The 14,691-nt window shown below is 42.8% G+C and carries 12 protein-coding genes; 11 read left to right on the forward strand and 1 reads right to left on the reverse strand.

Annotated features, from left to right (window positions below; genetic code table 11):
- Nucleotides 1-127 precede the first annotated feature (127 nt).
- From IGJ12_RS02220 to IGJ12_RS02250, 7 genes are all read left to right on the forward strand, one after another.
- Nucleotides 128-2,566, forward strand: a complete 2,439-nt coding sequence (locus IGJ12_RS02220; RefSeq protein ID WP_430619294.1) for a DNA translocase FtsK — start codon at nucleotides 128-130, stop codon at nucleotides 2,564-2,566.
- Nucleotides 2,567-2,609: 43 nt separating this feature from the next.
- Nucleotides 2,610-3,311 carry a GntR family transcriptional regulator gene (locus IGJ12_RS02225; RefSeq protein ID WP_005232219.1) on the forward strand — a complete coding sequence of 234 codons (702 nt, stop codon included), beginning with the start codon at nucleotides 2,610-2,612 and terminating at the stop codon, nucleotides 3,309-3,311.
- A 61-nt stretch (nucleotides 3,312-3,372) separates the two neighbouring features.
- On the forward strand, nucleotides 3,373-4,173 hold the full coding sequence (proC, locus tag IGJ12_RS02230) for a pyrroline-5-carboxylate reductase (protein WP_008376116.1): 801 nt from the start codon (nucleotides 3,373-3,375) through the stop codon (nucleotides 4,171-4,173).
- Nucleotides 4,174-4,219: 46 nt separating this feature from the next.
- A complete protein-coding gene (locus tag IGJ12_RS02235) occupies nucleotides 4,220-4,894 on the forward strand; it encodes an HAD family hydrolase (protein WP_005232216.1) in 675 nt (224 codons plus the stop codon).
- Nucleotides 4,895-4,941: 47 nt separating this feature from the next.
- On the forward strand, nucleotides 4,942-5,166 hold the full coding sequence (locus IGJ12_RS02240) for a hypothetical protein (protein WP_223347157.1): 225 nt from the start codon (nucleotides 4,942-4,944) through the stop codon (nucleotides 5,164-5,166).
- A gap of 15 nt (nucleotides 5,167-5,181) precedes the next feature.
- Nucleotides 5,182-7,884 (forward strand): YhgE/Pip domain-containing protein, encoded by a 2,703-nt coding sequence (locus IGJ12_RS02245; RefSeq protein WP_005232214.1) that lies wholly within the window; start codon nucleotides 5,182-5,184, stop codon nucleotides 7,882-7,884.
- A 217-nt stretch (nucleotides 7,885-8,101) separates the two neighbouring features.
- Nucleotides 8,102-9,925: an APC family permease gene (locus IGJ12_RS02250; protein ID WP_034872061.1), complete on the forward strand. Its 1,824-nt coding sequence runs from the start codon at nucleotides 8,102-8,104 to the stop codon at nucleotides 9,923-9,925.
- A gap of 71 nt (nucleotides 9,926-9,996) precedes the next feature.
- Here the strand turns inward: IGJ12_RS02250 and IGJ12_RS02255 are convergent, their stop codons facing one another.
- Nucleotides 9,997-10,887, reverse strand: a complete 891-nt coding sequence (locus tag IGJ12_RS02255; RefSeq protein WP_008376111.1) for an ArsR/SmtB family transcription factor — start codon at nucleotides 10,885-10,887, stop codon at nucleotides 9,997-9,999.
- 317 nt (nucleotides 10,888-11,204) lie between these two features.
- Here IGJ12_RS02255 and IGJ12_RS02260 point away from each other — a divergent pair, with 317 nt between their 5' ends.
- The 4 genes from IGJ12_RS02260 to IGJ12_RS02275 are packed head-to-tail and all read left to right on the forward strand — an operon-like array spanning nucleotide 11,205 to nucleotide 14,681.
- Entirely contained in the window at nucleotides 11,205-12,455 is a 1,251-nt protein-coding gene (locus IGJ12_RS02260) for an extracellular solute-binding protein (RefSeq protein ID WP_008376109.1), read from the forward strand.
- A gap of 46 nt (nucleotides 12,456-12,501) precedes the next feature.
- Nucleotides 12,502-13,392 carry a carbohydrate ABC transporter permease gene (locus IGJ12_RS02265; RefSeq protein WP_176257025.1) on the forward strand — a complete coding sequence of 297 codons (891 nt, stop codon included), beginning with the start codon at nucleotides 12,502-12,504 and terminating at the stop codon, nucleotides 13,390-13,392.
- Nucleotides 13,393-13,404: 12 nt separating this feature from the next.
- Entirely contained in the window at nucleotides 13,405-14,256 is an 852-nt protein-coding gene (locus tag IGJ12_RS02270; RefSeq protein ID WP_005227285.1) for a carbohydrate ABC transporter permease, read from the forward strand.
- 8 nt (nucleotides 14,257-14,264) lie between these two features.
- A complete protein-coding gene (locus tag IGJ12_RS02275) occupies nucleotides 14,265-14,681 on the forward strand; it encodes a hypothetical protein (RefSeq protein ID WP_008376104.1) in 417 nt (138 codons plus the stop codon).
- Nucleotides 14,682-14,691: the final 10 nt, after the last annotated feature.

Below are 14,691 nucleotides of genomic sequence, written 5' to 3' on the forward strand. Positions count from 1 at the left end.
GGTGTTTTTTTCATCATTTAAGAAATTTTCGCTTAAATTCCAACAGCTAACCAAAATTTCTCACAGGAAAACTTTTGTTCGCCTTCTTTTTTCGTTATAATAGGGAAAGATGAAAAGAGGGATAGAAATGGCGCAAAAAAAACGCGCAAAGAAACGCAAAACAAAAAAACAACAAAAACAGCAAGAGAAATTAATGCTGGTCGGCGTCGGCCTGCTCTTTGTCTTGTTTTCGATATTTGGCTTTTTCCATTTAGGTTTTTTAGGAACCTTGATTGCCAACGGGTTTCGGATCGTTGGCGGAAACACGTACCAATTTTTGAGTGTTGCCCTAGCTGCTTATGGTGTCTGGTTAGCGATCAAAACGACCGATGCTCGGTTTAAGAGCATTCGGCGAGTGATCGGCTGTATATTGGTGTATTTTGGTTTACTGATCATCCTCCATGCGCAAATCTTTAGTAATGTGGTGGGAGAACAAGCCAATATCTTCCAAACGACGTGGATGACGCTGTTAGGCGATATCCGGCGCAGCCAAGTGACCCAAAATGTCGGGGGCGGAATGATTGGCGCCATGCTTTATGGGGCGGCCTATTTTCTTGTTTCCCAGATCGGCAGCTACATCATCGCTGTTTTACTCATGCTGATCGGGGCGTTCTTGTTCAGCCAAATGAGCAGCCACGAGTTAGTGGAGCACCTGCAAGCAGCTGGTGACAAGCTGCAGCGGTTGTTAGAAGGCTCTCCAGAAAAGCAAGCCGAACGAGAAGCCCGCAAAGCGGAACGAGCAGCAGAGAAACAAGCGGCGAAAGAAGCCAAAAAAGAAGCCGAGCGAGCAGCAGTCATGGCGGAGATCAAAGAAAAGAATCAAGTCCGACCAATGACAGAAGACGAAAAATCAGCAAAAGAACAGCAGATGCAAGCGCCAGCTGATTTTGAACCAGAGCAGCTGAGCTTTGTACCCATCGACCACTTCCAAGAATTGCCGCAAACGGCGGCACCAGAGGCCGCTCAAGCACCGCATCCAGCAGGAAACAAACCGGGACCAAGCAAAAAGGTCAACGAAGACGGGGAGATCCTCGATGACGATGGTGAAGTATTGGAATTTGAGATTTCGGAAGAAGCTGAAAATCGTGATTATGAATTGCCTTCAGCGCAATTACTCGATTCGATCCCTTCAACGGATCAAAGCAGCGAGTACAAAAAGATCGAACAAAATATTGGTGTGTTAGAAACCACCTTCCAAAGCTTCGGTGTTGACGCAAAAGTCGTCAAAGCTAGCTTAGGACCAGCAGTAACCAAATTCGAAGTTCAACCAGCAGTAGGGGTCAAAGTCAGCAAAATCGTCGGGTTGACCGATGATATCGCCTTAGCCTTGGCCGCCAAAGACGTCCGGATGGAAGCGCCGATCCCAGGGAAATCATTGATTGGGATCGAAGTTCCAAACAGCGCAGTCAGCATGGTTTCATTCCGAGAAGTGATCGAAGCCCAACCAGATCATCCAGATAAACTATTAGAAGTACCTTTAGGACGCGATATTTCTGGCCGTGTCCAAACGGCAGACTTAACGAAAATGCCCCATCTCTTGATTGCCGGATCGACCGGGAGTGGGAAGTCCGTAGCCATCAACGGCATCATCACCAGTATTTTGATGCGGGCAAAACCCCATGAAGTCAAACTGATGATGATCGACCCGAAAATGGTTGAATTAAATGTTTACAATGGGATTCCCCATCTCTTGACACCCGTTGTGACCAATCCTCGCAAAGCGGCGCAAGCGTTGCAAAAAGTGGTCAAGGAAATGGAAGAACGCTACGAAAAATTTGCGGCAACTGGGGTCCGAAATATTACTGGCTACAACGATTTAGTAATCAATAAGAATTTAGAAGATGGCGAAAATCGTCCGATCTTGCCATTCATTGTGGTGATCGTTGATGAGTTAGCTGACTTGATGATGGTTGCTAGCAACGAAGTCGAAGATGCCATCATTCGTTTGGCACAAATGGCGCGGGCAGCTGGTATCCATATGATCTTAGCAACGCAACGACCAAGTGTGGATGTCATTACAGGGATCATCAAAGCCAATGTTCCATCACGGATGGCGTTTGCTGTTTCCAGCGGTGTCGATTCTCGGACCATCATTGATGGGAACGGGGCCGAAAAACTGCTGGGCCGCGGCGACATGCTTTATCTGCCGATGGGTGAGAACAAACCGATTCGGGTCCAAGGGGCATTTATTTCCGACCAAGAAGTCGAACGAGTGGTTGAATTCGTGACAGATCAGCAAGAAGCCAATTATGAAGAAAAAATGATGGTCACTGAGGAAGAAACGAGTGCCGGCAGCAGCGGACAACCGCAAGATGAGCTGTTCGAAGACGCCAAAGCCCTTGTGGTGGAAATGCAGACCGCCAGCGTTTCTCTCTTGCAGCGACGTTTTCGCATCGGCTATAACCGAGCGGCTCGGTTAGTGGATGAATTAGAAGATCAAGGCGTCGTTGGACCTTCTGAAGGCAGCAAGCCACGGAAAGTCTTGATCGAGCCGCAACCAGAAGACATTCCTACCTTTGATGAATAAGGAGAACACCAGACCAATCCAATGAGAGAAAGGCGAGATAGCAATGAAACGCAAACACATTCTTTACCGTGATGTTGCCGATAAGCTCAAAGAAGACATCATGTCGGGTCGCTACCCGATTGGTTCATTTTTACCGACGGAAACAGAATTGGAAGCTACCTTCAATGTCAGCAAGATCACTGTCCGCAAAGCCATCGAATTGTTAGCGGCAGATGAGTATGTGGAAAAACGCAGCGGACGTGGGACGACGGTTTTAAGCAATCGCCCCTACAACAAGCTGTCAAAAGGCACGACGTTTAGCCAATTGCTTGAAAAGACCGGCAAGGAATACACAAAGAAAAACCTCAGCTATGAATTAGTCGAACTTGCGCCTGAACACCCTGCGTATTCTTTGATGGGCAAAGAAGTCATGCGTTTACGTCGCATGTACTATTTTGACCACCAACCTTTTATTTACTATGAGTACCATTTGCCAAAGCAACTAAAGGGAACCTCCATCGAGGTCTTTGAAGAGAAATCATTGTATCGCCTATTGGATGAACATCGAATGATCATCGATCGCTTTCAAGATGCGTTTGTGGCAACGACGTTGACTGAAGAGCAACAGAAGTTTATGATCACGCCGGAGGTCGCTGCCTTGAAACGAACCCGTTATTCGTATGATCTACAAGGAGAAGTGGTAGAATATACAGAAGGGATCTATAACACTGCCTTGCATCCGTATATGATCGAATTTGAAGCCTAGTCATTGATTAGGCTTTTTTAGCAAAAAGTGGTATCAAAATCAGAAGTGGAGCGTGAAATACATGAGAAAAATCGCCTTTTTAGGAGCCGGTAACATGGCAAAAGCTATCATTAATGGCTTGATTGCAGCAAAGCTGTATGAACCAGCAGAGATCTTGGTTTATAACCATCGCTACGAGCCGACTTTGGCACAATTAGAAAAAGAAACCGGGATCACTGGGACAACTAAGCTGGCGGATGTCACAGAAAAAGCAGAGATCTTCGTCTTAGCAGTCAAACCTTTTGTCTTTCCCCGCTTGCTTGCTGATTTAAAAGCAGGATTGACTGAGGAACATTTGCTAGTATCCATTGCCGCGGGTGTGACGATCGCGCAAATGGAAGAAATCATCGGTGCGCACAAAATCGTGCGGGTCATGCCAAATACCCCCGCACTTGTCGGCGAAGGGATGTCTTCTATCAGCCCCAACGGTCAAGTAACGGAAGCCGAAGCCAACGAAGTCAAACAACTTTTTGAAAGCCTTGGGAAAGCCGAGCAAGTACCAGAAAGCATGATCGATGCAGTCATTGGTGTCAGTGGTTCTTCGCCAGCCTACACGTATTTATTCATTGAAGCTTTGGCAGATGGAGCAGTGGCAGAAGGTATGCCGCGGCCGATGGCGTATGAATTTGCTGCTCAAGCGGTATTAGGCGCAGCGAAGATGGTACTAGAGACGAAGGAACACCCAGGTGTCTTAAAGGATCGTGTCAGCTCGCCTGGGGGCACAACGATCCAAGCAGTCAAAACCTTAGAGGAAAATGGCTTTCGTGCGGCTGTCATCAAAGCAGTGCAAGCAGCTGCTGACAAAAGTCGGGAAATGTCTTGATACCCAGTGAGTGAGGGGAAAATCTTAGCAAAACGAAGGAGCGTTTATGAAAGAACTTTTGATTTTTGATTTTGATGGATTGTTAGTCGATACTGAAAAAGTCTATTTTGATGGGTGGTTGGCTCTATTTAAAAAGTATCAGCTTCCGATTACAGCCGCTGATATTTTTGGTTGGCGTGGTCAAAGTTGGCAACAGACGGCTAGTAAATTAGCCGACCTCGTAGGCGGTCAGCAGCGGGTGCAGGAATTACGAGCAGAACGGGAAGTCTATATTGCCCAGCAAATAACTGATGGCACCTTCAAAACTAAACCCTATGCGAAAGAAACCATCGCATTGGCTAGGGAGAAAGGCTTCCAAACGGCACTAGCCACCTCGACGATGAAAAAAAGAGCCTCTGAATTGTTGGCGCATTTCGATTTGTTGCAGGCCTTTGACTATCAGACCTTTGGCGATGATGTCTCCGCCCATAAACCTGATCCCGCACCTTACTTGCTGACTTTAGAAAAAGCGCAAGTCGCAGCAGAAAAAGCATTAGTCATGGAAGATTCTCTTGTGGGAGCAACAGCTGCGACACGTGCGGAGATCGATGTCGTGTTGATTCCCGATCAAAGTTTTGATCAAGTCTACTCCCCAGAAGAGAAGGCCGGACTTCAGTTATATGGCGAAGCCACCTCACTGAAATATGTGTATGATTTATTGGCAAAGGATCAACTGAAATAACACCTAAAAAAGCTTCCTTTTCGTTGCAGAAAAAGGAAGCTTTTTTTGTGAAGAAAAGACCGGTAAAAAAACAGTTCAAAGGATATGAGTGGTTTGTTTTTCGCCATCATGGTAAAGTTAAAGAAAGTTTAACAATAAGCGAAAAAAAACAAAAAGTAAAGGGGTTTCATTTTGACAAAAACGTCCATTTGTCAAAAGGACTTTTCTTGGTCGATCGTAGCCGTTGGCGGCGGGGGAAAAACATGGTAAATTATCCTTCGACGAAGAACTAGTGGGGGAAGAAAAAAATGAATAAACTAAAGAATGTTTTCTATTTATATAAACTGGACTGGAAACGAATTTTCAGCAATCCAATCTCTGCATTTTTGATCATTGCCTTAATGATCTTACCCTCGCTTTATGCGTGGTTCAATATCAAAGCACTTTGGGATCCATATGGCAACACCAGTGAATTGCCAATCGCCGTGTATAGTGCGGATAAAGGGGCAGAATTTCAAGGCAAGCATATCGATATCGGTGATGAAGTCATCGACACCCTCCATGACAACAAACAGTTAGGCTGGCGTTTCGTGGATTCAAAAGAGGACTTGGTAGAAGGAGTCAAATCAGGAAAGTATTACGCCGGTATTTATCTGCCAGCTGATTTTTCAGATGATCTGATCAGCTTTACCAGCGGGACAATTGAAAAACCGACCATTGAGTATTACAGCAACCAAAAAATCAACGCCATCGCACCAAAAATCACCGAGAAAGGAGCCAGTAGTCTTCAAGAAGAGATCTCACAGAACTTTATTGAAACCGCCAGCTCTACGTTAATAAAAGTCTTCAATGAAATCGGCTATGACATTGATTCCAACTTAGTCAGCATCAACAAAGTCAAATCCATGATCTTAGATACCGATGACAATTTGGCTACGATCGACGGTTATACGAAAGAGATCGTCACCTTGCACGATAAGTTTCCAGAAATCAAGGAAAAGATCGCAAAAGCCGAAGAATTTACCGATTATATCCCGCAAGTGGATGCTATGGGGGAAAAACTGATTGGCCTAAACGATAAGCTGCCGACATTGAAGAAAGAAGCCAGCATCATTTTGACCTTGCAAGAGAAGATTCCAGAGATCCAAAATGCCGGCAAACAATTGAAGATGATCGATGATGATTTTGATGACATTGCCAGCACCATGACGGACGGCATCGATACCGCCAAACAAGGACTGCAAGTCATCGAACAAGTTCAAGCAGCGTTACCACAGATCGAACAACTAGGCGACCAAGCCGCCAGCTTCGCCACCGCGACCAAAGATGGGGCGCAACAGTTCAAAGATGCCTTGCCAAGTATCTCTAGCAGTGCGCAAGTGACGATTGATTCAGTTAAACAAGTTGCTTCGACAACTGCTAAATGGTCGAAGGCTCTGAATGATTCAATCGATCAGGATCAGTTGGACCAAGATCGAGAATCAATTTTACAAACGATTGATGGGTTGCAGCAAAGTATTCAGCAACAACAAAGTATGCTAGATGCCTTAATTGCATTTTTAGGAAATATTGAAGGCTCAGCTGAAAATGCCCAAATTCAAGGTGTGATTGGGCAGTTAAACGATGTAAAAGGGCATTTGACAAATGTATCCCAGCAATTAGCAGGCGCTAAAGAAGCTGTTCAAAAGGGCAACGTCAGTGAAGTGAAGAGATATCTTAGTGATATAACTACCGCAGCTGAAGAAATAGAAAGCTTGTTGGGACAAATAAATGTACCATCTATAACTAAAACCATCAACGACATCCTAACCAAACTAATCGAAACCATCACCACTGCCGAAGATGTCTTGAAAAAAGCCCAAGAAATCGATTTTGACTCGTTGCTGTCTTCCACCAAATCAGTGGTCAGCAATGCCGTGACGATTTTGGAAAAATACCAAAAAGAATTGCCTGCCATCAAGCAAGAATTGCACGATGCCAATACGATGCTGAATGGTCATATGGATGAAATCGTCAATGCCATCAACAAAGGAGCCGACCTGTACAACAACGAATTGCCAGTTGTCGAAGAAAAATTAGGGCTGGCCGTAGACTTCTTGCAAAACGATTGGCCAACCATCAAATCAGAAATCAGTTCTACGATGGCGATGGTGGATGAAAAACTGCCAGAAGTTGAAAAAGCCTTGGATGCGGCTGTCGATTTAATCAATAACGATTGGCCAAGTATCAAAGCAGGCATCCACAAAGCCGCTGATGCGATCCGAGCAGGAGAAAATGAAGTCGATCTCGGGGAAGTCATCAAATTATTGAAACTTGATGCCACGGATGAAGCCGACTTCTTCAAACAACCAGTGGAATTAAAAAGCAATGAAATCTACCCAATCGCCAACAATGGTTCAGCGAGCACACCATTTTATACCGCATTGTGTTTGTGGGTAGGGGCATTATTGTTGTCAAGTGTCGCTACAACGGAGTATCATTTAGAGAAGAAAGACAAAAAACGCTTTACACAACGTGAAACCTTTGTGGCACGGATGCTGACGTTCTTGACGATGGCAGTCGCCCAAAGTTTGATCGTGACCCTAGGAAATATGTTTTTATTAGGCGTCGATGTCCACAACCCTGTGTACAGTGTCTTCTTCGCATTACTCGTCGGACTCGCCTTTATGATGATCGTCTACGTACTGGCGGGACTGTTCGGCAACCTCGGGAAAGGGATCGCCATCATTATTTTGGTTCTCTCCATTTCAGGTGGGGGAGGAAACTACCCAATCCAAGTCTCTGGGAAGTTCTTCCAATTCATTAATCCGCTACTGCCGTTTACTCATGCGGTCAATCTGTTAAGAGAATCAGCCGGTGGTATCTATTGGCCAAATGCTATCCCGCAGTTGATCATTTTAACGATTTTGTTCCTAGTCTTTGGGATCGTCGGTACGTACGCGTATCCTTATCTAGTCAACTCTACGAAAAAACTAAGTGACATTTCCAAAGAGAGTCATTTCTTCCACTAAAATCTTAAAGCAGAAAGAGCATTTGTTCTTTCTGCTTTTGTGCCATCACGTGAAATTTCTAATAATCAAAAGAGGGAAAAAGGGTTGTTTTTTCATCTGATTTTCATTGACTTTTCGCGGTTACAAGAGTAGCATACAGTCTTGATAATTCAATATTTGTGAGGATATCGTTACAAGTTTAACGAAGGATTTTTTCATGAAAAGGAGTGTAGAAAAAGTGGAGTATTTGAAACGTTTGTTGGTCGGACGTCCATTGAAATCCGCAGAGAATGATGAACAAAAACTGAGCCGGACGGCGGCCCTTGCGTTGCTATCTTCTGATGCTTTGTCTTCGATTGCTTATGGGACAGAGCAGATCGTTGTCGTATTAGTGGCACTTTCCGCTGCTGCTATCTGGTATTCATTGCCGATCGCTGCTTTTGTTATTATTCTTTTGATTTCATTGACCTTGTCTTACCGCCAGATCATTCATGCTTACCCTCACGGCGGTGGGGCATATGTAGTAAGTAGTGAAAATTTAGGGAAAAATGCGGGCCTGATTGCCGGCGGCTCTCTATTGATCGATTATATGCTGACAGTGGCAGTATCCGTCTCAGCAGGGGCAGAAGCCATCACTTCAGCTGTGCCGGCGTTGTTCGGTCATCAAGTGGCCATTTCTGTCGTGATCGTAATCTTGATCATGATGATGAATCTGCGAGGGTTGCGAGAATCAGCTAGCTTCTTGATGATTCCTGTCTACACCTTTATCGCAGTGATCACAGTCTTGATCGTGGTCGGTTTGTACAATATCGTAACGGGTGCGCAACCGTTAAATGCAACCGCACTACCGGGAGCGGTCGTACCTGGGGTATCCGTGGCCTTGATTTTACGGGCTTTCTCATCGGGTTCCTCTTCTTTGACAGGGGTCGAAGCGATCAGTAACGCTGTGCCGTTTTTCAAAAAACCACGGGCGAAAAATGCAGCTGCGACCTTGACAATCATGGCGTCGATTTTAGGATTCTTCTTTGTCGGCATCACTTTTATCAACTATTGGTATGGTATCGTACCAGAAACAGAAGTGACCGTCCTATCTCAAATCGGTTCTGCCGTTTTTGGTCATGGGTTTATGTACTACGTTTTGCAATTTGCTACGGCACTGATTTTAGCAGTTGCCGCAAATACCGGATTTTCAGCTTTCCCCGTGTTGGCGTATAACCTAGCGAAAGACAAATATATGCCTCATATGTATCAAGACCGTGGGGACCGTCTTGGCTATTCGAACGGAATCATCACCTTGGCTGCTGGTTCCATCGTATTATTGTTTATCTTCCAAGGATCGACCGAGCGTTTGATTCCTTTGTATTCCATTGGGGTATTTATTCCTTTTGCCTTGTCCCAAAGCGGAATGGTGATCAAATGGAGAAAAGAAGGCAAAGGCTGGTTCTTTAAATCGATCGCCAACATCGTTGGGGCTTTGATTTCCTTTGCGATCATTGCCATCTTGTTCGTGTATCGCTTAGGCGATATTTGGCCATTCTTTATTATCATGCCGATCCTCTTGTATATCTTTTACAAGATCCATGATCATTATAAGAAAGTCGCAGAACAGCTGCGGTTGGAAAAACAAGAAGCACTACATGTTTATGAAGGAAATACTGTGATCGTTTTAGTCGGAAATGTTACCCGAGTAAATATCGGCGCATTGAACTATGCCCAATCGATTGGTGATTATGTCGTAGCGATGCACGTATCGTTGGATGAAGATGTGAAGAAAGAAAAAGAAATCGAACAAGAATTTAAGCAAAAATTCCCAGACGTGCGTTTCTCCGTCGTTCATTCTTCTTATCGTTCGATTGAAAATCCCATCTTACGTTATGTGGATCTAGTCAGCCGCAATGCAGCCAAACACAATTACACAACGACCGTCATCATTCCACAGTTTGTCCCAAGACGTCGCTGGCAAAATATTTTGCACAACCAAACAAGCCTGCGCTTGCGTTTCAGACTCTCTTGGCGTGAAAACATCATTGTAAGTACGTACAGTTACCATTTGAAAAAATAACAAAAACGCTAGTTTAGCGACCTGATTCCCAAAAGAAATGTTTAGGTCAGCCGCTAAGACTAGCGTTTTTTTTAGCTATAAAACATTTTTAGTTTGATATCTTGATCGTAATTCCCAAACCCCTTGCCAAAGAGGGTACAACCGCCGACATGCTCGGCATCTTCTTTGACTTCCACTTTTAAATGCCACGTATCTTCGTAGGCAGGTATATCCTTGATCGTAATGTCGGAAAGAGGAACACCTTCCATGTAGGTTCCATGATCCATGATGCGGATCGTCTTCAATAACCCGTACTGATTAAGATTGTCTGGATACCAATCCGGTGTATACTTTCCACGAATGTCTGCAAAATCCCCTGGGCTAGTCCATGTACCAAGCTCCACACCATTTAAGCTGAAGGTGATGTCTGAAGGCCAGTTGTTATTGGAAAAAGGAAATTCAGACGAAACCTCCATTGAAATCTCCATCATTTCGAGTTTTTCTTCTTTTGCTAAGAAGTTTGGCGATTGGTATTCGACAAATCCTTTCGTAAACCACAAGATGCGGGCATCCATTCGTCGGGGATCCATGAAAAACTTCGGTTCATCTACCATTCCCACAAAATCAGCTGAAGTAGCAAGCCCGCACGTTGGTTCTACCGAATAATTTGTATAATGACCGATCGGTATCGCCGTTTCTTTCGTATCAAAGGCATTAAAGATTTTCTCAGGAAAGTTGATATCGATATGATCCACTCTCAAACTGGAAATCTTTTTTTGCCCTACACGCTCTGTTTTGATGATTTTGGCTTCTTCTAATTTTTTGATATGCATCGTAATGATAGCGCTGCTTAAGCCTAACTCTTGTGCCAACTCTTTGACATTCATCTTGTTTTTAGCCAGCAATTGAATGATTTTGATTCGCACGTTACTGGCAAGTGCCTCATAGACAGGCAATGCTTCTTGATTGATTTCTAATTGCATCGTGTCACCTCCGCTTAAACTGTTTGATTTACTTGAATGTTAACATATTTGCTAATTTGTGTAAATAGCGTTGTTTATTTCGCTAGTTATTAATATATTTATTAATTAACATAGATATTATCCTTGATAAATTAATCAAAATATTGTTGACAGCGATTACAAATCAAGTTATGATTTATTTGTAAATTGAAAGTGTTTGCAAACGCTAGAAATGAATAATGCAATTATAAATGCTGGGATAGCAAATAAGAGAAGGAGGATAGGCGTGTGTTCGGCTTCAAAGACCAAAATTCAATTTCTATGAAAGAGGGAAAAACATGAAGAAGAAACTTATTATTATTGGTGCTTTAGTTGCAGTCGTTGCAGTTGCCCTTATTGGTTTTAATCGTTATCAGGCAGCGGAAAAAGAAAAATACACGATTAATTTTTGGTCACCCCTTACTGGTGATGATGGCGCTTATATGGATCAGATCGTAAATGAATTCAATGAACAATCAGGTTCCGATTATACAATCAATCATGTGATCACGTCTGATATGTATACTAAATTAAGTACGGTTGTTAGTTCTAAAAGTGGGATTCCAGATTTGACTTTGATGCATTCTTATAAAGTAGAGGAATTTGTCAATTCCGATATTATTGATCCGGTTGATCGTCTGGTTTCTTATCAACCTGAGTTAGAAGAAAGCAATTATTTAGATACAGCGTGGAATGCAGGAAAAATCGGCGATACTCAATATACGATCCCATTAGATATCCATGCCAGTGCCATGTATTACAATCAAGATCTTTTAGAAAAATACAATGTCACTTCTTGGCTAGACGATAACATCGTGACGTTTGATGAAATGATGTCATTAGCAGGGCAGATGGAAGAAGGCGATTATGTCGTAAATAATGCGTTACTTTCTTGGGTTATCTTAGCGCAAATCCGTAACTTAGGTGGCGCAATTTCTGACGATGCTGGGAACCCGACGGTGAATACGCCAGAAATGAAAGAAGCGTTAGAAAAAATTAAAGCGTTAACAGATGCAGGTTTGATGACACCTTATGGAGAAGATGGGTATTTGATGTTCCAAGGCGGAAACGTACTCTTATCAACAGATGGTACTTGGACTTCCACCGCTCATGATGCGGTTGAGGGCTTGAATTGGGGCGTAACAAATATTTATTCGACTTCAGATGACATCGCAACTAACCGAGCAGCTTCTCATATGTTTGGCATGTTGAAGAGTGAAAGCAGAACAGAAGAAAAAGAAGAAGTAATCGCACAATTTTTAGAATTCGTTCGTACAAACTCGATCGAATGGGCAAAAGCCGGTCAAATCGTTGCAAGTAAAGATATTTTAGAAAGTGATGATTACCAACAATACCCACAATCATTCTTTACTTCTACACCAGAGGAAGAAGAAACTCTTTACATCTTTGACTACGTTTATTTCTCTTATGTCTTAGAAGCATTAGATGTTTATAGTACAGATATCGCTTACGGTGAATTAGATATGGATGAAGGATTAGCAACGATGCAACAATATGTCGAAGATAAGATTGCAGAAGTAGCTAGATAAGTGAAGGGGGGATAATTCTATCCCCTTTTCCAATTTTTAGAAGGGAATGAAAGGAATGAAAAAAAAGAGCATTAACTGGGCATCAATCGCATTCATTGGACCACACATGGTACTCTTTATTATTTTTGTATGTATTCCAACGATCTATGGTATTTATGCTTCATTTACGCAATGGAATTTGATCTCTGATCCAGTCTGGGTCGGTTTTAACAACTATAAAACATTATTGTTTGATAGTTCCTCGACATTCTATACCCAATTTTGGAATGGTTTGAAAAATACCTTTATTTTCGTTTTGATCATGGTGCCGTTACAAATCATCATTCCACTGATGATTGCAGCTGCATTGCAACATAAAAAAGTGAAGCTGAAAGGACTTTTTCAAGCAATTCTATATATTCCAGGTCTTATCTCTGTTTCAGCAGGTTCTTTGATCTGGTCATTGATTTTCCACTCTCGATTAGGTGCCATCAATAATATTTTTGGGTTCGATTTCTCTTGGGCTTCGCGACAACCCTATGCATGGATCTTGATTTTTGTTGTCAGCATTTGGGGAGCGATCGGTGGTAACATGATCATTTATCGCTCAGCTTTAGCGGGTGTCAATGAAGACCTTTATGAAGCGGCAGAGATCGACGGAGCTGGAGCATTCCAAAAATTCTTGAATGTGACCTTGCCATCTATTCGCTTTCCACTGTTATATACGATCGTGATGACAACTGCTGGAGCATTTAATGTCTTTGCACAGCCTTTGATGATGACAGGTGGAGGTCCAAACCAAAGCACGACTGTATTGATGATGTATATCCGCTCACTGGCTTTTAGTCAAGGAGAATCAATTGCAGGAATGGCTTCGGCAATGGCAGTCATCTTAGGATTGATCATTATGTGTGTGTCCGTATTTCAATATTTTCTTTTAGATAGAAGCAATACTTAAGGGGGCAAAAAAATGAATACACAAAAGAAACATATACCTAGTATGGTCATCGCATATTTGTTTCTGATCGTTTTATGTATCATCTGGGTTATTCCATTGATTTTTAGCTTTGCCACTTCTTTTCGTTCTCAAACCGAAATCGTCTCTACTGGGTTTCGTTTATTACCCGTAAACTGGATATTAGATAACTATGTAGCGATTTTGACTAATACGTCTACTGCACCAATTATGCAGTGGTTATGGAATTCAATGTTTATCGCAGTCACGCACACTGTTTTAGTTGTGATCGTTGTTTCAGTGACCGCTTATGGCTATGGCAGAATGCGGTTTAAATACCGTGATCGTATCTTTTATCTTTTGATGGGGATCTCGATGTTTCCCGGTGTAGTGAATTTGATCCCGTCTTACAAAATCATTGAAACCTTCGGCTGGGTCAACTCTTCTCTTGCTATGATTATTCCAGGCTTAGCAGGGATGGGAAATATCTTTCTTGTGCGACAGTTTATGAAAGGTATCCCGCTTGAATTTGACGAGTCAGCACGAATGGATGGTGCAGATGAATTTACAATTTTTGCAGAGATCATCGTTCCTTTGATCAAACCTGTGTTGATCGTTGCAGGCCTCTTTTCTTTCACAGGCTCATGGAATGATTTCTTGTGGCCAGTGATCGTGTATACGGATGTTAGTAAGATGCCGATTACAGCAGGTTTGCTATTACTACAAGACATTTATGGCAACTACCGAATGATTGGTCAATTGATGGGCTCGGCATTGATTGCGATCATTCCAACCGTCATGCTGTTTCTATTTGCTCAAAAATACTTCATTGAATCTATGAACTTAAATGCAGGAATAAAAGGATAGTGAAGATCATGAATCGAAAATTGGAAAGAAATTTACTACGTGCCAGTGCGGTCTGGGATGTCTGTATTGGTCTCGTAACGATGTTTGGGTATTATCCTTGGTTTGAAGAACAAGGGATCGCAGCATTTCAAAATCAAAATCAGTATGAATACTTGCAGTCAAGTCTGGTAGGAATGATATCGAAGGTAGTTATGATCGTTGCGTTAGCGACGATTTTGATGGGCGTTATCAGTTGGATCAACGCGAAGAATATGCGAGACAAACAAATAAACAAAGGAACGATACGTTGGATGATCGCCTGTGTCATCATCCATTTGATCATCTATGATGTGATCGGTGTCGTCCTCTATTTACTAGCTACGACGATGTATATGTCTAAAAACAAAGCAATAAAAATACTAAAAACGGAAAATGGAATTTTTTAAGAAGGTGTAG

This window comes from Enterococcus sp. DIV0802b (genome assembly GCF_050543535.1).
Lineage (GTDB): Bacteria > Bacillota > Bacilli > Lactobacillales > Enterococcaceae > Enterococcus_D > Enterococcus_D entomosocium.

What these genes read in the sequence shown, in the direction of transcription:
- IGJ12_RS02220 (WP_430619294.1), top strand. Translation starts at nt 128, where the DNA reads ATGGCGCAAAAAAAACGCGCAAAGAAACGCAAAACAAAAAAACAACAA.
- IGJ12_RS02225 (WP_005232219.1), top strand. Translation starts at nt 2,610, where the DNA reads ATGAAACGCAAACACATTCTTTACCGTGATGTTGCCGATAAGCTCAAA.
- proC (WP_008376116.1), top strand. Translation starts at nt 3,373, where the DNA reads ATGAGAAAAATCGCCTTTTTAGGAGCCGGTAACATGGCAAAAGCTATC.
- IGJ12_RS02235 (WP_005232216.1), top strand. Translation starts at nt 4,220, where the DNA reads ATGAAAGAACTTTTGATTTTTGATTTTGATGGATTGTTAGTCGATACT.
- IGJ12_RS02245 (WP_005232214.1), top strand. Translation starts at nt 5,182, where the DNA reads ATGAATAAACTAAAGAATGTTTTCTATTTATATAAACTGGACTGGAAA.
- IGJ12_RS02255 (WP_008376111.1), bottom strand. Translation starts at nt 10,887, where the DNA reads ATGCAATTAGAAATCAATCAAGAAGCATTGCCTGTCTATGAGGCACTT.
- IGJ12_RS02260 (WP_008376109.1), top strand. Translation starts at nt 11,205, where the DNA reads ATGAAGAAGAAACTTATTATTATTGGTGCTTTAGTTGCAGTCGTTGCA.
- IGJ12_RS02265 (WP_176257025.1), top strand. Translation starts at nt 12,502, where the DNA reads ATGAAAGGAATGAAAAAAAAGAGCATTAACTGGGCATCAATCGCATTC.
- IGJ12_RS02270 (WP_005227285.1), top strand. Translation starts at nt 13,405, where the DNA reads ATGAATACACAAAAGAAACATATACCTAGTATGGTCATCGCATATTTG.
- IGJ12_RS02275 (WP_008376104.1), top strand. Translation starts at nt 14,265, where the DNA reads ATGAATCGAAAATTGGAAAGAAATTTACTACGTGCCAGTGCGGTCTGG.